This window comes from Luteimonas sp. A478, from assembly GCF_054052025.1.
The window spans coordinates 337,835-355,148 of record NZ_JBSVRF010000001.1 but is presented as its reverse complement, the minus strand read 5'-3'; the positions used below and the strand labels follow the sequence as shown (position 1 = coordinate 355,148).

The following is a 17,314-nucleotide window of genomic DNA, read 5'->3' as shown; positions in this document are numbered from 1 at the left end:
CCGGGCGGTTTTTTTATTTGCGCTGGGCTTGGATTGAGCGCAGGGAGATGGCTCCTTCGCCGGGTTACGGCGTGACCTGATGGGCCCCGCCGGGGCCGGCAGCGTTTTCTGCGAATGCCCCCCGGCATCCGCAAAAGCGCGGATGCCTCCTCCTTTATTTCGCCGAAAACGCTGCCAACCCCGACGGCGCTGGGCTTGCGGGGCGTTCGTATGTGGCAACTTTGGGACCGACGTATTGCTCCTGGAACCACCGCGCCATGTCAGGCGGGTGCCGATGCCACCCGCGCAGTACCAGTCACCTTTTCGTCGCCCGCAAAGCCTGAGTGGATCGAGCCTGCCCAACGCGGCTTGCCCGGCGTTAGCATTGGCCAATGGCCATGACTTCTAGACTCGCCGCCCAGACAGAAGCCGAATCAGCGCAACTCGCCCAATGGCTCGCACAGCACGAAAAAGTATTCGTGCTCACGGGCGCCGGCTGCAGCACCGGGTCGGGCATCCCCGACTACCGCGATGAGAGCGGGCAATGGAAGCGCCCTGCCCCAGTCACCTGGCAAGCGTTCACCGGCGACCCAGCCGTATATCGCCGCTACTGGGCACGCAGCCATGTCGGCTGGCCGAAATTCGGACTGGCAAAGCCGAACCTCGCCCACCATGCGCTTGCAACGCTTGGCCAAGCCGGCGTCGTCCACACCCTTGTGACCCAGAACGTCGATGGCCTGCATCAGCGGGCCGGAAGTCCTGAGGTCATCGATCTGCACGGCAACCTCGACAGCGTGGTGTGCCTCAGCTGTGGAGCGCGCAGCGATCGCGATGCCCTGCAAACGGAGATGGAAGCCGCCAATCCGGGCTGGGACCCCGGCCCCGCCGCGTATGCCCCCGACGGTGATGCGGACATCGCGGCCGGAGCCGAAGCTACCTACCACCCGCCCCTGTGCAGCATCTGCGGTGGCCTGCTCAAGCCGGACGTGGTGTTCTTCGGCGAGAACGTGCCTCGCGAGCGGCTGGGTCTGGCGGTAGATGCACTCCAGCAGGCCCAGGCCATGCTCGTGGTTGGCTCCTCGCTGATGGTGTATTCCGGCTTCCGTTTTGCGCGGCTGGCCCACGAGGCCGGCAAGCCCCTGGCGATCCTCAACCGGGGCACCACCCGGGCCGATGCATTGGCCACGCTGCGGCTTTCCGGGGAGGTGGGCGCGACGCTCCGGAACGCCGCAGCGGCCTACCGCGGCTGACCAACCGCTTGCGCTCTCAGCGCGGTGCGATGTAACCGCCGGGCACCCCGTGGGGCGAGAGCACGATCTGCCACAGGTTGAGCCGTCGGGCGCGGAAGCAGGCCATCGAACCCGCGAGGTAGAACCGCCACATGCGCCGGAAACGCTCGTCATAACGCTCCGGCAGACGCTCCCAGGCGGCTTCGATATTGTCCCGCCAGGCCTGCAGGGTGCGATCGTAATCGGCGCCGAAGTTGTGCCAGTCCTCAATCACGAACCTGCGTTCCAGCGCGCGGGTCGTCTGCGCCGCGGAGGGCACCATCGAGTTGGGAAAGATGTACTTGGCGATCCAGGGATCGGTCCGGTTGCGAGACACATTGCTGCCGATCGTGTGCAGCAGGAACAGCCCGTCTTCCACCAGATTGCGCCGGGCCACGCGGAAGAACGTGCGGTAGTTGCGCACCCCCACGTGTTCGTACATGCCGATCGACACGACCCGGTCAAAGCGCTCATCAAGACTGCGGTAGTCCTGCAGCCTGACCTCGACGGGAAGGCCCTCGCACAGCTTTCGCGCGTACTCGGCCTGCTCCCGGGAAATGGTCACTCCCACCGCGGTCACACCGTAGCGTTCGGCGGCGAACTTGAGCATCTCGCCCCAGCCACAGCCGATATCCAGCAGTCGCATGCCGGGCTTCAGCCCCAGCTTGCGGCAGCACAGATCGAGCTTGGCCTCCTGGGCGGCGTCCAGGGTGTCTGCATTCCGCCAATAGCCGGCGCTGTACACCATGCGTGACCCGAGCATGGCCTGGTAGAGGTCATTGCCGAGATCGTAGTGGCGCTTCCCCACTTCATAGCTGCGGCGTCCGCGCTGGCGGTTGGTGAGCCAGGCCGCTACGCCGTCCGCCACCTCGGCGGCGCCATACACCCGATTGCCCAGGCCAGCCTGTATCAATCTCAGCAGCAGGCCGTCCAGCGAGCGGGTATCCCACCAGCCGTCCATATAGGACTCGCCCAGACCCATCGAGCCTGACCCCAGCACTCGCGCGTGGAAGCGTGGGTCATGGACCTGAAGATCCCACTCGCGCCCATCCCCCAGGCGCACGTCGGCATCCGCCAGCAACGCCTCGATGCGCTGCCGGTAACGATCGTCGTCTCCCATCTCCACCCCCTCAACGAGCTGTGTCCAGGAAAATCGGTCGTCCCGATACTAGCGCGTCGCGGAAAGCCTAGCCGTGGGCGAACAATTCCTGCCAGGGTTCGGCCACGTGCGGAAGCAGGACCTCGGCCGGCACGACCACCGTCTGCACTCCGTCCGAATAGGGGCCGACCTGGTACGGCGGAAACACGAAGCGCAATGCCTGGATACCACCGCGGGCGTCCAGCATCGGCTCGAAGTTGGCGAAGTTCTCCGGATCGGGAGCGGAACCCTCGTCGATCATCCGGGTCGAGGAGCCCAGCATCTGGCGGCGCTCATCCGGCTCGAGAGCCTCCGCGTCCATGCGCTGGAGCATCTGCGCATGCAGCTGTTCGCGCACATAATCGGAAACCGTTCCCCAGCCGCTGGCATTGGCCATCAGCTCCCTCGCGGTCAGCATCCGCTCCTGCCGGGGCAGCCAGACAAAACGCGCGACCAGCGGGTTTCCATGGGCACCGCCGGTATAGCTGCTGCCGTCAGCCGCCACTGCAACAACATCAGCGGTCTCGGCCAGCAGGGAGAAATCAAGCACCAGGTCATACGGCGCCGTCGGGCGGCCTTCGCCCAGGCTGGCGACCGCCTCGTCCAGGTCGGCACGCGCCGCATCCGCGAACGCGGCGAGTTCCGCGGCCAGCGCCGGATAGCGGCGGGCCTCGGGGGGAAAGCTGATCCCCACCAGGTAACGGGGATCACGCTCCATCACATCTTCAAGCGCGGGTGGCGATGCAGGAAGCTCTGCGGCCTGGGCAGATTCCCGCCCGTCGCGGACGTCCACGACAGCGCCGGCAGGCGCCCGCTCCGCTTCATCACGTCCGCAACCTGCAAGCACCAGCGTCATGGCCAGCGCTATGGCCAAATGCGGCGGCCAGCATCCCGTCTTCATCAGTGCCCTCCCCTTTGTTGCCTATACGTCCTCAGCAGGCAGGATAGGACCGCCCATGTGATGGCACGATGCAGCTTCGGCGCACCGCGCGGATTGCAGGCAAAAGAAAACCCGGCCGAAGCCGGGTTTTCAGGGATACGCAGTTAAGCTGGAATCAAACCGGCTCGACTTCGTCAGCCTGCAGGCCCTTCTGGCCCTGCACGACCTTGAAGGTCACCTGCTGGCCTTCCTGCAGCGACTTGAAGCCGGTGCCCTGGATCGAACGGAAGTGGACGAAAACGTCCTGGCCGTTTTCCGGGGTGATGAAGCCGAAGCCCTTGGCATCGTTGAACCACTTGACGGTGCCGCTCTGACGCTCTGACATGTTGCTACTCCTTGGTACTACAGTTTGTTGATGTATACACGGCCCGCCACATGCGGTGCCGCGACTGTCTAGCAAGGGGTAACGCGAAAGCGATGGAGCGGATCGTCCCGACTGGCCGGAGCCAACCGTATAACTTCTAGATCTACCGCATCGGAGCCACGATGTACCGTGATCCCGGCTGTGAACAGTGAGCGCACAATACCCTACTTTTTCGCGAAAGTGTGAACAGGATGTGCTGCACCGCCGCATGCCCCGCGGGCCCCATCCGGGGCCCTCCCGGCGACCCGATCACTCCCCGGAATCGTGGCTGTCGCGCTTTCCCTGGGTGATCCGCCCGCGGGTCCCGATACTGCCGTGGATCGCCGGGATACGGGCTTCGGCTGCGTGGAGATCCCCGGCCCGGCTTGCCGCAGCGCCGCTCTGGTAGCCGTCCGACCCCACCTGACCCGCATGGCTGCCCGCCTCCTGCCAGGGTTTGGGCTGGCGCGCCGCCTCCTGTTTTGCCTCAAGCACCTTGCGGGTACTGCGCAGTGCCTGCTTGGCAGTGACCTTTTTTCCCGTCGCGCCAGCATCCTTCCGGGCAGCCTTGCTGGCCGTCTTGCGGGCGGCGGTCTTTTTGGCGACTTTGGGGACCGCCTTCTTCGCCACTGTCCTGGCCGGGGACTTTGCGGCCGTCTTCGTGGCTTTCTTCACGGCCTTGCGGGTGGACGTGGCGGTGTCCTTCGCGGACGCGCGGGCGTCCTTTTTTGCCTGGGTCAGCTGCGTCTCGAAGCGCTTGAGTATGTCGGCGAGGATTTCCACCTTGTCCGCGCTGCGCTGGTTGGCCGCTCCGCTGGTGCCGCGCTTGCTGCCGGTGATCTCGCGCGAGGCCAGTTTCTGCCTGCGGACCAGGTCCCGGGCACGGTCCCGGATGCTGCGTGCGCGGGTGATCCGGCTGTCCAGCTGGCTGACGCTGAACTTGCGGACCGGATTATGGCGACTGTCGTCGTAGAGCTGCATTTCCCCTTTGTTGAGCAGGGCGACCGCTTTTGCACGGGTGATCTGCATCATTCCTCCAATGGCTTCTGATTCAGGGCCTGCGTGCAGGCACCTTCTGCAATAACACAGCCATTCTGCAGACGCCGTGATTACCGGCTGCGGCCGGTGCCGTCATCCCGGTCCGACCCCGGCGGTCAGGGATTGAACAGGCGGCCCACAAAGCTGGTTGCCACCTGCGGCTCCAGCATCACCGTAAACAACATGCCGTACGCGGCACCCCACAAATGGGCGCTGTGGTTCACGTTGCCACCGCCCTGGCGATCCATCCAGATGCTGTAACCGATATAAAACCCACCGAACACGAAAGCCGGGATGCCGATCGGGATCGGCATGATGTAGATCCGGCTCCACGGCTCCAGCAGGATGAACGCGAACAGCACCGCCGACACCGCGCCCGAGGCTCCCAGACTGCGATAGCTGGCGTCCTTCTGGTGCTTGAGATAGGTGGGCATGATCGCCACCACGATTGCCGACAGGTAAAAGAGCAGGTAACCCAACGGCCCGATCCGCATGGAGAAAAACATCTCCATCGCCCTGCCGAAGAACAACAGGGTGAACATGTTGAAGAGCAAGTGCATCCAGTCGGCATGGATGAAACCGTGCGTCACCAGGCGCTCGTACTGGTTGTTGCGCGTGATCGCCGGCGGCCACAGGATCAGCCGCGCCAGCAGCTTGTGGTCACTGAAGGCCCGCCATGAGACGAGGGCGGTGACGCCGATGATGATGTAGGTGACGATCGATTCCATGGGTTGCCCGCAGCTGCCGCGCTCCTGCGCGAGCAGGGATCGTGCATTGGAACATGTCCACAAGTACAGGGCCGCAAGTACAGCCCCCAAGTACGGGGCTGGAAGGCACCAGCGTCGCACCGGCTGCTGTGGGGCCGGCACGAAGCAGGCATCATTGCCCATCCCCGTTTCCTGCTCCTACGCTGATGTCCAACTCAAAGCGCCCAAAGCGCCCATTTGTGGCCTGTCTTGCCCTGCTGGTTTCCCTCAGCTCCGCACCGGCTTTCACCAGCCCGCAGCCCGCCCCGCTGACCACCCACGCCGAGCGCTCCGGCTACGTTGAAACCGGGCGCTACGACGAAGTCGTTTCCCTGTGCGGGGCATTCGCCGCCACCCATCCGGACACGGTGCGCTGCTTCGATTACGGCACCAGTCCGGAGGGTCGCCCGATGAAGGCGCTGGCGGTGACCCGCACCGGCGCGCTCGATCCCCGCCAGGCCCGTGAGCGCGGCCTGCCGGTGGTGCTCATCCAGGGCGGGATCCATCCCGGCGAAGCCGACGGCAAGGACGCCGGTTTCCTGGCCCTGCGCCAAGTGCTGGCCAACGAAGCGGCATCCGGCAGTCTGGACAACCTGGTCCTGCTGTTCGTCCCGGTATTCAACGTCGACGGCCACGAACGTTTTGAAGCCTGGAATCGCCCCAACCAGCGCGGACCGCGCGAATCGGGCTGGCGCGCCACGGCGCAGAACCTCAACCTCAACCGCGATTACGCCAAAGCCGACTCGCCGGAGATGCAGGCCATGCTGCGCTTGGTCGAGGCCTGGGACCCGCTGGTGCAGGTGGACCTGCACGCCACCAACGGCGCGCAGTTCGAACATGACATCGCGATCCAGGTGGAACCGCTCCACGCCGGTGACGACGCCTTGCGCGACATCGGCCGCATGTTCCGCGACGGCGTCATCGATGACCTGGCCGCCCGGGGGTCGCTGCCGCTGCCGTTCTATCCTTCACTGGCCGAGTACGACAATCCCGCCTCGGGCTTCGTCGCCAACGTCTATCCGCCACGCTTTTCAACCGGCTATTTCTGGCTGCGAAATCGCTTCTCGATGCTGGTGGAAACGCACTCGTGGAAGGAGTATCCGGTGCGTGTGGAGCTGACCCGCAACCTCATCGTTTCGGTACTCGAACACGTCGCCCGGAATGGGCAGGACTGGCTGTTGGCTGCCCATGCCGCCGACGCACGCGCGGCGGCGTTGGGAGGCCAGCCGGTTCCGCTGGAGTACGAAGCCACGGACGCCGCCCGCACCATCGATTTCCGCGGCTATGCCTGGACCCGCGAACCCTCCGCGATATCCGGAGCGCTGGCTACCCGCTACGACGAAACCACGCCGCAGGTCTGGCGGGTACCGCTGCGTGACGAACTCGTACCCGCCCGCTCCGTGGATGCGCCACGCGGCGGCTACGTGGTTCCCGCTGCCCACGCCGGCTGGGTGAGCGAGCACTTGAAGCTGCACGGACTGGACTTCACCGAGCTGGAGGAGGCGATGCCCCGGGCGCGTCTGGAAACGTTCCGCGCAGACAGTTGGGCGCAGGCGCCCGGCTCCATGGAAGGCCGCCAGCGCCTGACCCTGCAGGGCCAGTGGCAGCCCGAGTCGCGTGATGTGCCCGCCGGCAGCCTGTTCGTGCCCATTGCCCAGCCCGGCGCGCGCCTGGTGATGGCGCTGCTGGAGCCACAGGCCGCTGATTCCCACGCCGCCTGGGGACGGTTCAACAACCATTTCGAGCGCAAGGAATACATGGAAGCCTACGTGGCCGAGGAGATCGCACAGCAGATGCTCGCCGCCGATCCTGCCCTGCATGAGGCGTTTGAACAGCAGCTGCGCGATGACCCGGCGTTCGCCGACAGCCCGCGCGCGCGGCTGGATTATTTCTACCGCCGCCACAGCGCCTGGGACGAACGCCTGGGCCTGTATCCGGTGTATCGGGCCGACTGGGCGCCCTGAGCCAGCGGGCAGCGGCACTCCCGGCCCTGCGGCAGTGCCGGGAGATTGGGTCTATGCTGGATTGGCGCGCCCTCTCGCGCAGTCAATCGAAAAACAAAGGAGTGTTGTCCCATGGCCATGCCAGGTCACGCCCCCTTCCACCGACTGTTGGCACCTGCCGCGCTTGCATTGGCGCTGGCCGCCTGCCAGCCACAGGCCCCCGTGCAAGACACCTCAGCGCCTGAAGCAGCCACCGCGCCAATCGCCGGCGTCACGCCCGGTGAGCGGCTCAACTTCCAGTGCGGTGACCTGGTCGTGGGTGCCACCTTTGATGAGTCCGGCCAGAACGTACGCATGTCCTGGTCGGGCCAGCGCCTGGATCTGGCCAATGTGACAGCGGCCTCCGGCGCACGCTACGCCGATGAGGCCGGCAATGAATTCTGGGCCCGCGGCCTGGACGAAGCGCAACTGACGCTGGCGGGCCAGCAACAGCGCAGCTGTGTCCGCGCCGACCGCAGTTCCCCCTGGGATGTTGCCGAGGACAAGGGCGTGCGCCTGCGCGCCGTTGGCCAGGAGCCGGGCTGGCTGGTGGAAGTCAGCGACGGCCTTGATGGCGAGCCCGCACTGACCGCACACCTGGACTATGGCCAGCGGCTGCTGGAAGCCACCGGCCTGGAGGCCACCCCGGATGGCTACACCGGGCAGGCGGCAGACGGCACCCCGGTGAGCCTGGCCGTCGAGGAGCGCGATTGCAGCGACCCGATGAGCGGCGAGCAATTCCGTGCTGCAGTCAGCCTGACCGTTGGCGGCCAGGAGTACCAGGGTTGCGGCGCGTGGCTGGGCGCTGACTGAGCCGGACCCGGCTCAGTCTGAGACGGCGCTCTCCAGCGCTTCCCAGCGGGCATAGGCTTCATCGAGCTCGGCCTGCGCGGCTGCCACAGCCTCGTTGTGGGCGGTGATCGCGTCGCTGTCCTGGCGGAAGAATTCCGGATCCGACATCGCCGCGGTCAGCGTCGCGACCTGTTTTTCCAGCGCTTCGACCCGTGCGGGCAGCTGTTCCAGTTCCCGGGCGTCTCGATAGCTGAGTTGCCTGCGTGGCTGCGGTGCAGGCGATAGCGCCGCACTGGCAGGTGCCTGCTCTGCGGGTGCCTTCTGCGCGGCACGCCCCGCTGAAGGCTGCCAGCGCAACCACGAAGTATCCCCCTGGCCCAGCCAGTCGCTGTAGCCGCCCACGAATTCACCAACCTGGCCGTCGCCTTCCATCGCCAGGATCGAGGTGACCACGTTGTCCAGGAAGTCGCGGTCGTGGCTGACCAGAAGCATGGTCCCGGCGTAATCGGCCAGCAGCTCCTCCAGCAGTTCCAGCGTCTCCACGTCGAGGTCGTTGGTGGGTTCGTCGAGCACCAGCAGGTTGGACGGCTGGGCAAAGAGCTTGGCCAGCAGCAGCCGGTTGCGCTCGCCACCCGACAAGCGGGTGATGGGCGCCCGGGCGCGCTCGGGCGTGAACAGGAAATCCTGCAGATAGCCGATCGCATGCTTGCGGGCGCCGTTGACCTCGACGAACTCGCGGCCTTCGGCCACGTTTTCCAGGGCGTTCCAGTCCTCGCGCAGGGTGGCCCGGTACTGGTCGAAATAGGCCACCTGCAGGCGGGTGCCGATGTGCACGCTGCCGCGCTGCGGCTCCAGCTCGCCCAGCAGCAGACGCAGCAAGGTGGTCTTGCCGCTCCCGTTGGGGCCGATCAGCCCAATCCGGTCGCCGCGCATGATGGTGGTGGAAAAGTCATGCACCAGGGGACGCTCGCCGTGGGCGAAGTGCACGTTCTTGAGTTCCACGACCTTCTTGCCCGAAGCCTCGCCCTGGGCCGCCTGCATCCGCACGTTGCCCGATTGCTCGCGGCGGGCGGCGCGCTCGTTCCGCATCGCCTCCAGCCGCCGCACCCGGCCTTCGTCACGGGTGCGCCGGGCCTTGATTCCCTGGCGGATCCAGACTTCTTCCTGGGCGAGGAACTTGTCGAAGCGTGCTGCCTGCTGCGCTTCGGCGTGCAGCCGCTCTTCGCGCCTGCGCAGGTAGTTGTCCCAGTCCCCGGGCCAGTCGGTCACCTGACCACGATCAATCTCGAGGATGCGGGTCGCCAGTGCGCGCAGGAAGCGCCGGTCATGGGTAATGAATACCAGCGAGCCGGACCAGTTGCGCAGGAACTCCTCGAGCCAATGGATGGCGGCGATGTCCAGGTGGTTGGTCGGCTCGTCGAGCAGCAGCACCTCGGGATCCGAGACCAGCGCCCGGGCCAGCAGGACACGGCGCTTGAGGCCGCCCGACAGGCGCGCGAATTGTGCGTCCCCATCCAGCCCCATGCGCTCCAGGGTGGCTGCCACGCGCTGGTCCAGGCTCCAGGCGCCGGCAGCCTCGATCCGCGCTTGCACGACGGCGAGCGCATCGGTATCGACGGGATCGGCATGGGCCAGACGGTAGAACTCGGCAAGCACGCCGCCCAGCTCGCCCAGGCCGTCTGCAACAACGTCGAACACGCTGCCGCCGGCATCTCCGGGCACCTCCTGCTCGAGCCGGGCCACGCGCGCCCCGTCCTGCACGCGCACCTTGCCGTCGTCGGGCAGCAGCTCGCCCGACAGCACCCGCAGCAGGGTGGATTTACCGGCACCGTTGCGCCCGATCAGGGCGATTCGCTCGCCTGCGGAAATCGACAGGCCAACCTTTTCAAGCAGCAGCGGACCGCCGACGCTGACGTCGACGCCTTCAAGAGTAATCAGGGACATCCGTACATATTAAGGCTTCTCTAGGGCTTTCCCTAGCTGTGCTTCACGGCCGTCTCTGGTCTCATTGCCCCTGGACACCCATCCTCCGGCATGAGCGGAGGCTCCCAGGACAGGAGCACCAGCATGAACATGGCCGTCTCTCCCATCAATCACACGCCGGCCCAGCTGGCGAATGACGCCGGCGCCCGCACCCACACGGTGCAGTACGGCGACATGCTGTCGGCACTCGCGGTGCAATACGGGATCCCGCTGCAGCAGCTCATCCAGGCGAACCCGCAGATCCTGAATCCCGACCTCATCTATCCCGGGGAGCAGATCCAGCTTCCGACCGCGGACAGTGCTCCTGCGCCATCGGGCCAGACCACGCTTGCTTCCAACCACACGCCGGCCCAGCTTGAACTCAACGGCACCGCCGCTGGTGCCGCGAACGGCGTAAGCGCGGCCCAGCTCATGCAGATCGTGCCCACGCTCAGCGCCGACCAGGCCCCGGCCATCGCGCAAAGCCTGAACGTGGCAATGGCCGAGGCCAACATCAATACCCCGCAGCAGCAGGCCATGTTCATCGCCCAGCTGGCCCACGAGAGCGGCGGATTCCATTACATGGAAGAAATCGCCAGCGGCGCTGCCTACGAAGGCCGCTCGGACCTGGGCAACACCCAAGCCGGCGATGGCGTGCGTTACAAGGGTCGCGGCTACATCCAGGTGACCGGGCGCTACAACTACAGCCAGGCAGGCCAGGCGCTGGGCCTGGACCTGGTCAACAACCCGGGACTGGCGGCAAAGCCGGAAAATGCCGCCCGCATCGCTGCCTGGTACTGGACCAGCCGCGATATCAACGAGACTGCCAACACCGGTGACTTCGTCCAGGTCACGCGCCTGATCAACGGCGGGACGAACGGGCTGGCCGACCGCCAGGCCTATTACGCCCGCGCGCAGGCCGCCCTGGCCTGATCAGCGTGAAGCCCGCCGTCACCTGCGCCATAGCCCTGCTGTTGGCTGCATGCACAGGCACCACGACCGGACCGCCGTCGCAGCAGCTTGCCGAACCCGCAGCTGCCACACCCACTGCCTCCGCGCCGTCCGCAGCGCCGCCCGCCTGCAACGCCGGCGAGACGGTGGTGTTCGGCTGCGCGACCGGAGCGGATTCGGGCATCGCCCTGTGCGGTTCGGCCAATCACACACACCTGCAGTACCGGGAATCCGGTGACCTGGCCGAACCCGGCTGGCCCGCCGATGACGTCCCCGCCGCGGAGGTCTTCCGCTCGGGCACCCTGATGTATTCCGGTGGCGGCGGCGCATTCCTGCGTTTTGAACGCGACGGCCTGACCCACACCCTCTACACAGGCATTGGACGCGGCTGGGAAAAAGCCGGGCTAGTGGTGAAGCAAGGCAACCGGACCGTGCGCGAGGCGGAGTGCGAAGGCGAGGTGGTGTCCATCATCGGGCCGGAGTTCTTCGAACAGGCATCGATCCCCGCTGACGACTCGGGATTCGAAATTCCCTGACTAGCGGCCGGATCAGGAACGGAAGGAAAGCTCAGGAACTGCAGGAAAGCATGGAACACCCGGCCCGCTCGCGCGCCCATTCCGGGCGCCGCACGGCGTATGTATCCCTGCCAGGCTGCACCTCGTAGGGTCGACGCAGCACCTCCATCAGCTCGTGAACGCCGGCGTCATCGCCCTGCTCCGCCCGGTCAATGGCCTGCTGCAACAGCCAGTTGCGCGGCACATACACGGGATTGGCCGCGTCCATGCGCTGGCGGCGCTGATCGGATGACAACGGATCCCGCGCCGATCGGGCGGCGTAGCGCTGCAGCCAATCCGCGAAACCGGCGCGGTTGGCCTCAAGCTTGCCGCGGTCATAAAACGCATGCTCCAGGCCCTGAAGGGACGCATCCGACTCAAGCCCGGACAGGGCGCGGAAAAACAGGGTCATGTCGACCTCTGCTTCCGTCATCAACGCGTGCAGCTCCGCGAGCAGCTGATCGTCCTGCTCGCCCTGCCACTCCGCAAATCCCAGCTTGCGGGCATTCATCCCGCTGTGGGCGGCGGTGAAAGCTTCCGCGTAGCGGTCCAGACCCGCCTGCAGCGGCGCCACTTCGGCAAACAGCGGCGACAACGCCTGGGCCAGGCGCGACAGATTCCAGTGGGCGATGCGGGGCTGCCAGCCGAACCGGTAGCGCCGGCCCCGGGCGTCAGTGGTGTTTGGGGTCCAGTCCGGATCGAAGTCCTCGACCCAGCCGTACGGGCCGTAATCGATCGTCAATCCCAGGATCGACATGTTGTCGGTGTTCAGCACGCCATGCACAAAGCCGACGCGCATCCAGTGGGCCACGAGGATGGCGGTGCGCTCGCATATGGTTGTGAACCACTCCCCGTACAGCGCTTCCCCCTCGCCCTCCAGCTCCGGGAAGTCGCGCCGGATGCAGACCTCCACCAGCCGTTGCAGCAGCCCGGTCTCGCCACGCGAGTACGGCAGTTCGAAGCTGCCGAAGCGCAGGAATGAAGGTGCGGCCCGACACACCACCGCCCCCGGCTCGTCGCGCGGATTGCCGTCGTAGAACATGTCGCGCTCGATCATCTCGCCCGTGGTCACCAGGCTCAGCGCACGCGTGGTCGGTACGCCCAGATGGTGCATGGCCTCGCTGCACACAAACTCCCGGAGGGACGAACGCAACACCGCACGCCCGTCACCCATGCGCGAATACGGGGTTTTCCCGGCGCCCTTGAGCTGCAGCTCCCACCGGACGCCCGCTGCAGTGACGGCCTCGCCCAGGGTGATCGCCCTGCCATCGCCCAGCTGTCCGGCCCAGTGGCCGAACTGGTGGCCACCGTAGTTGGAAGCAAACGGATCCATCCCGGGCAACAGCGCGTTGCCGGAAAACACCGCGGCAAATTCCGGGCTGACCACATCAGCATCGGAAAATCCGAGGGCGGCCGTCATTTCCCGCGAATGCGCCAGCAGTCGCGGCGCCCGGACCGGGGTAGGCTCTACCCGGGACCAGGCGGCCCCAGGCACCTGCCGCAGCCGCGGCCCGGTCTCCGGATCGCCCGGCAGCTCACGCAAAAACACATTGTCGAAACGCAGCTCTCGCATCCGGTGAAGCCTACCAGTCGCGGCGCAATCGCCATGCGAGTGCAAAGCCCGCCTCCCGTTCACCGCAACCAGCGTAAAATAGGCGCGGCCCGAACGGCCCCCAACGGCGCCGATGCATCTGACGCCGATGAGCGCTGATTCTCCAAAACCCCTATTTTCCGATTTTTCGCTGCCCGAACCGCTGCTGCGCGCCCTCACGGACGTCGGCTACGAGTCCCCTTCCCCGATCCAGGCCGCCACCATCCCGCCCCTGCTGGAAGGCCGTGACGTGCTGGGCCAGGCCCAGACCGGCACCGGCAAGACCGCCGCTTTCGCCCTGCCGATCCTGGCCCAGGTGGATGCGCGGGCGAAGAAGCCCCAGGCCCTGGTGCTGGCCCCCACCCGCGAGCTTGCGATCCAAGTGGCTGAAGCCTTCCAGACCTATGCCCGCCACCTGCCCGGCTTCCAGGTGCTGCCGGTGTACGGCGGCCAGGGTTACGGTCCGCAGCTGGCCGCGCTGCGGCGCGGCGTGCACGTGGTCGTGGGCACTCCCGGACGGGTGATCGACCACCTGGAGCGCGGCACCCTGGACCTGTCCGAGCTGCGCTGCCTGGTGCTGGACGAAGCCGATGAGATGCTGCGCATGGGCTTCATCGACGATGTGGAGACGGTGCTCAAGAAGACCCCGGACAATCGCCAGGTGGCGCTGTTTTCGGCCACCATGCCGCAGCAGATCAGGCGCATCGCCCAGACCTACCTGAAGGATCCGGTCGAGATCGCGATCAAGGCGACCACCTCCACCGCCATCAACATCCGCCAGCGTTACTGGATGGTCAGCGGCGTGCACAAGCTCGATGCGCTGACCCGGATCCTGGAGGCGGAACCCTTCGACGGGATGATCGTGTTTGCCCGCACCAAGGTTGCCACCGAAGAGCTGGCCGGCAAGCTCGCCGCGCGCGGCCTGGCCGCCGCGGCGATCAATGGCGACATCGAGCAGAAGCAGCGCGAGCGCATCATCGCCCAGCTCAAGGACGGGCGTATTGACGTGCTGGTGGCCACCGACGTGGCCGCGCGCGGGCTGGACGTGGACCGCATCAGCCACGTGCTCAACTACGACATTCCCTACGACACTGAAAGCTACGTGCACCGGATCGGCCGCACCGGCCGTGCCGGGCGCAGCGGTGAAGCGATCCTGTTCGTCACCCCGCGCGAGCGCGGGATGCTGCGCGCGATCGAGCGCGCCACGCGCCAGCCGATCGAGCAGATGGAGCTGCCCAGCGTCGAGGCGGTGAACGAGCGTCGGGTGGAAAAGTTCATGGACCGCATCGGCACGGGGCTGCAGGCCGACGATCTGGGCCAGTTCCGCGAGCTGATCGAGCGCTACGAGCGCGAGCACGACGTGCCGGCGATCGAGATCGCCGCGGCCCTGGCCAAACAGGTGCAGGGCGATACCCCCCTTCTGCTGGATCCGCCGCGCGAGCGGCCGAAGCCGCCCAGACAGATGGACTATCAGGCCAGCGCCCCGGCTTCCGGTGACAGCCGGCCACCGCGCGCGCCTCGACCACGGGAAATCGGTACACGACCGGCTGAGGTCGGCATGGAGTCGTTCCGCCTCGAGGTGGGCCACGCCCACGGCGTGAAGCCGGCCAACATCGTCGGCGCGATTGCCAACGAAGCCGATCTGGAAAGCCGCTATATCGGCCGCATCGACATCCGTGACGACTACAGCCTGGTGGATCTTCCCGAAGGCATGCCGCGCGAAATCATGGATCACCTCAAGCGCGTCCGCGTCGCCGGCCAGCAGCTGCAGATGCGCCGGGCCACGGCGGAAGACCAGAGCGAGGCGCGTCAGCCGGCGCGGCGCGGCTTCGCCCCCCGTCCCCACGGCAAGCCTCCGCACCAGCGCGGCCCCGGAGGCAAACCCCGCGGCTGAGCCAGCCGACCGCACGCCCGTTCACCCATTGCCGACCCGCCCGGGCCACACTGGGCGGCCACCGGCAAGGGAGGCAGCGTGCGGCTTTCCATCATCATTCCCGCCCATGACGAGGCGCCGCTGATCGGCGCCACGCTGGACTCCCTTGCCCGGTCCACTGACTGGCTCGGAGACGGGGTCGAGATCATCGTGGTGGATGATGCTTCAAGCGACGGCACCGGCGCGATCGCGCGGGCACGCGGTGCACGCGTGCTGCGGGTGGAAGCGCGGCAGATTGCAGCCGCCCGCAATGCCGGCGCCGCCGTTGCCCGCGGGGAAAGGCTGCTGTTCGTGGATGCAGACACCCTGGCCAACCCCGAGGTGGTGACCGCGCTGATGGCCGCCATGGACCGCGGCGCGGCCGGCGGTGGAGTGGCCGTGCGGTTCATGCGTCCGCTGCCGCTGCACATGCGGATCTTCGAATCGGTGTCGATCCTGCTGTTCCGCCTGGCCCGGGTGACTCCGGGCTGCTTCCTGTTCTGTACCCGCCGGGCATTCGACACCGTGGGAGGGTTCGACGAGGGGCTGTACGTCACCGAAGATGTGCGCTTCGGTCGCGCCCTGCGCCGCGTGGGCCGGGTGGTGATCCTGCGCGAGGAGGTCTGCAGCTCGGCCCGCAAAATGCATACCTACTCTTTCGGCGAGAAACTCCGCTTCATGCTGCGCTTCCTGCTTGCACCAAGGCGGGTGTCACGCGATCGGGAACGGCTGGAACTCTGGTACGGACCTCGGCGTCATGAAGACCCGGAGCCCGGGAAACCGCGCAAGACAGACTGATGCAGCCAGCGCCGGGCAGAATCGGACGGGCCTGTCCCCGGCTTACATTTCGGTCCGGGTGATCGAATCGCGCTCTTCCGGCGCGACCATGGGATCCACTCCGGCTTCGGAAGGAGAGCCTGCGCCTTCTGCCGGCTCACCCGGCAGCGGCTCGGGCAACGGTTCGGGCAGGGGCTGCGGCAGGCTGGTATCGGCGGGCGCCGGATCCTGTCCCTGCAGCCGTTCCATCACGCCGTCCACCACCCCGTCCACCACCCGCTCTCCGAGCACATCGGTCACGCGCGCAGGGGTGAAGACGTCCTCGATACGCTGGCCGCCGAGGTCGGGGCCGAACACGTACACCAGGTCCGACAGCGTCGGCCAACCCAGCAGTGGCGCGGTGAACCAGTACGCGCCCACCAGCACCACCAGCCACATCAGCAACCGCAGCGCTGCTCCGATCAATTTGAATGCCAGGTACACGCCCAGTACCACCAGCACCAGGCCGATCCAGTTGAGCTCCACCTCAGCCGCGCCTCATGCGCGCACCGGCGCCGTATCGGCGGGTACTTCGCCCTCCACCCGTGGCCGCAGCGCCGGATCCAGCGCTACCCGGTCGTCGAACACGAAGCATTCGCCTTCGTAACCAAGACCGCCCACGTGCTCGAAATAGCCGAGGATGCCGCCGTCGAGCTGCAGCACGTTGTCCATGCCCTGGGCACGCATCCACAGCACCGCCTTCTCGCAGCGGATGCCGCCAGTGCAGAAGCCCACCACCGTGGCCTCTTTCAGCGCGGGGCGGTGCGGCGCCAATGCATCGGGAAGCTCGGTGAAATTGTCGATGGGCAGGGTCAGCGCGCCGGCGAAGGTGCCGTAGTCCACTTCCTCCCGGTTGCGGGTATCCAGCAGCACCACGGGACGGCCGCTGTCATCGGCCCCCTGCCCGATCCAGCGGGCGAGGTCGGCCGGCGCCACCGCGGGCGCGCGGCCCAGCAGCGGATCCGCCTGCGGCCCCTTGCGGAAGCTGATGATCTCGCGCTTCACCTTGACCTTCAGCCGCCCGAAAGGCTGCGCGGCGCTGCGGCTGTATTTGGCCTGCAGCCCCGCAAGGGCCGGAATGGCACGCAGCTGGCCGAGAAAAGCCTCGATCGCGTCGTCCGCGCCGGCCAGGAAGATGTTCACGCCTTCCGGTGCAACCAGAACCGTGCCGCGCAATGCGCCGGTTTCGGCCCAGTCCCGGATGTGGCCGGCGAGCGTCCCGGGGTCGTCGATGACAGCGAAATGATAGGCGGCGATATTGGTCAGCATGCGCCGATTGTACGACCGGGCGCGCCGCTCTCG

The 17,314-nt window shown here is 66.7% G+C and carries 16 protein-coding genes; 7 read left to right on the top strand and 9 right to left on the bottom strand.

Annotated features, from left to right (window positions below; all coding sequences use genetic code 11):
• Positions 1-377: 377 nt before the first annotated feature.
• A complete protein-coding gene (locus tag ACW7G3_RS01755; RefSeq protein ID WP_456980778.1) occupies positions 378-1,229 on the top strand; it encodes an NAD-dependent protein deacetylase in 852 nt (283 codons plus the stop codon).
• A gap of 16 nt (positions 1,230-1,245) precedes the next feature.
• On the opposite strand, the gene cfa is transcribed toward ACW7G3_RS01755, so the two are convergent.
• From cfa to ACW7G3_RS01730, 5 genes are all read right to left on the bottom strand, one after another.
• Entirely contained in the window at positions 1,246-2,367 is a 1,122-nt protein-coding gene (gene cfa / locus ACW7G3_RS01750) for a cyclopropane fatty acyl phospholipid synthase (protein ID WP_456980777.1), read from the bottom strand.
• Positions 2,368-2,434: 67 nt separating this feature from the next.
• On the bottom strand, positions 2,435-3,286 hold the full coding sequence (locus ACW7G3_RS01745) for a DUF3298 domain-containing protein (protein WP_456980776.1): 852 nt from the start codon (positions 3,284-3,286) through the stop codon (positions 2,435-2,437).
• A 154-nt stretch (positions 3,287-3,440) separates the two neighbouring features.
• Entirely contained in the window at positions 3,441-3,650 is a 210-nt protein-coding gene (locus ACW7G3_RS01740) for a cold-shock protein (RefSeq protein ID WP_343258790.1), read from the bottom strand.
• A 288-nt stretch (positions 3,651-3,938) separates the two neighbouring features.
• Positions 3,939-4,697 (bottom strand): hypothetical protein, encoded by a 759-nt coding sequence (locus tag ACW7G3_RS01735; RefSeq protein ID WP_456980775.1) that lies wholly within the window; start codon positions 4,695-4,697, stop codon positions 3,939-3,941.
• A 125-nt stretch (positions 4,698-4,822) separates the two neighbouring features.
• Complete coding sequence (locus ACW7G3_RS01730) at positions 4,823-5,434, bottom strand: rhomboid family intramembrane serine protease (protein ID WP_456980774.1); 612 nt, start codon at positions 5,432-5,434, stop codon at positions 4,823-4,825.
• A 185-nt stretch (positions 5,435-5,619) separates the two neighbouring features.
• Between ACW7G3_RS01730 and ACW7G3_RS01725 the strand changes: the two genes are divergently transcribed.
• Positions 5,620-7,416 (top strand): M14 family metallopeptidase, encoded by a 1,797-nt coding sequence (locus ACW7G3_RS01725; protein WP_456980773.1) that lies wholly within the window; start codon positions 5,620-5,622, stop codon positions 7,414-7,416.
• A 111-nt stretch (positions 7,417-7,527) separates the two neighbouring features.
• Positions 7,528-8,247: an MliC family protein gene (locus tag ACW7G3_RS01720; RefSeq protein WP_456980772.1), complete on the top strand. Its 720-nt coding sequence runs from the start codon at positions 7,528-7,530 to the stop codon at positions 8,245-8,247.
• Between the two features lie 12 nt (positions 8,248-8,259).
• On the opposite strand, the gene ACW7G3_RS01715 is transcribed toward ACW7G3_RS01720, so the two are convergent.
• Entirely contained in the window at positions 8,260-10,170 is a 1,911-nt protein-coding gene (locus tag ACW7G3_RS01715) for an ATP-binding cassette domain-containing protein (RefSeq protein WP_456971907.1), read from the bottom strand.
• Positions 10,171-10,293: 123 nt separating this feature from the next.
• On the opposite strand from ACW7G3_RS01715, the gene ACW7G3_RS01710 reads away from it, so the two are divergent.
• Positions 10,294-11,121 carry a glycoside hydrolase family 19 protein gene (locus tag ACW7G3_RS01710; protein ID WP_456971905.1) on the top strand — a complete coding sequence of 276 codons (828 nt, stop codon included), beginning with the start codon at positions 10,294-10,296 and terminating at the stop codon, positions 11,119-11,121.
• A 5-nt stretch (positions 11,122-11,126) separates the two neighbouring features.
• Entirely contained in the window at positions 11,127-11,675 is a 549-nt protein-coding gene (locus tag ACW7G3_RS01705) for a hypothetical protein (protein ID WP_456980771.1), read from the top strand.
• A 31-nt stretch (positions 11,676-11,706) separates the two neighbouring features.
• Here ACW7G3_RS01705 and ACW7G3_RS01700 read toward each other — a convergent pair whose 3' ends face one another.
• Positions 11,707-13,266 carry a protein adenylyltransferase SelO gene (locus ACW7G3_RS01700; protein WP_456980770.1) on the bottom strand — a complete coding sequence of 520 codons (1,560 nt, stop codon included), beginning with the start codon at positions 13,264-13,266 and terminating at the stop codon, positions 11,707-11,709.
• 127 nt (positions 13,267-13,393) lie between these two features.
• On the opposite strand from ACW7G3_RS01700, the gene ACW7G3_RS01695 reads away from it, so the two are divergent.
• Positions 13,394-15,178, top strand: a complete 1,785-nt coding sequence (locus tag ACW7G3_RS01695) for a DEAD/DEAH box helicase (RefSeq protein ID WP_456971899.1) — start codon at positions 13,394-13,396, stop codon at positions 15,176-15,178.
• Positions 15,179-15,256: 78 nt separating this feature from the next.
• The gene (locus tag ACW7G3_RS01690; protein WP_456980769.1) at positions 15,257-15,994 is read left to right on the top strand and encodes a glycosyltransferase; all 738 of its coding nucleotides are present in this window, start codon (positions 15,257-15,259) and stop codon (positions 15,992-15,994) included.
• 42 nt (positions 15,995-16,036) lie between these two features.
• Here ACW7G3_RS01690 and ACW7G3_RS01685 read toward each other — a convergent pair whose 3' ends face one another.
• Together ACW7G3_RS01685 and ACW7G3_RS01680 are read right to left on the bottom strand one after the other, a co-directional pair.
• Complete coding sequence (locus ACW7G3_RS01685) at positions 16,037-16,498, bottom strand: hypothetical protein (RefSeq protein WP_456980768.1); 462 nt, start codon at positions 16,496-16,498, stop codon at positions 16,037-16,039.
• Positions 16,499-16,510: 12 nt separating this feature from the next.
• Positions 16,511-17,281, bottom strand: coding sequence for a sulfurtransferase (locus tag ACW7G3_RS01680; protein ID WP_456980767.1), 771 nt, complete (start codon positions 17,279-17,281; stop codon positions 16,511-16,513).
• Positions 17,282-17,314: the final 33 nt, after the last annotated feature.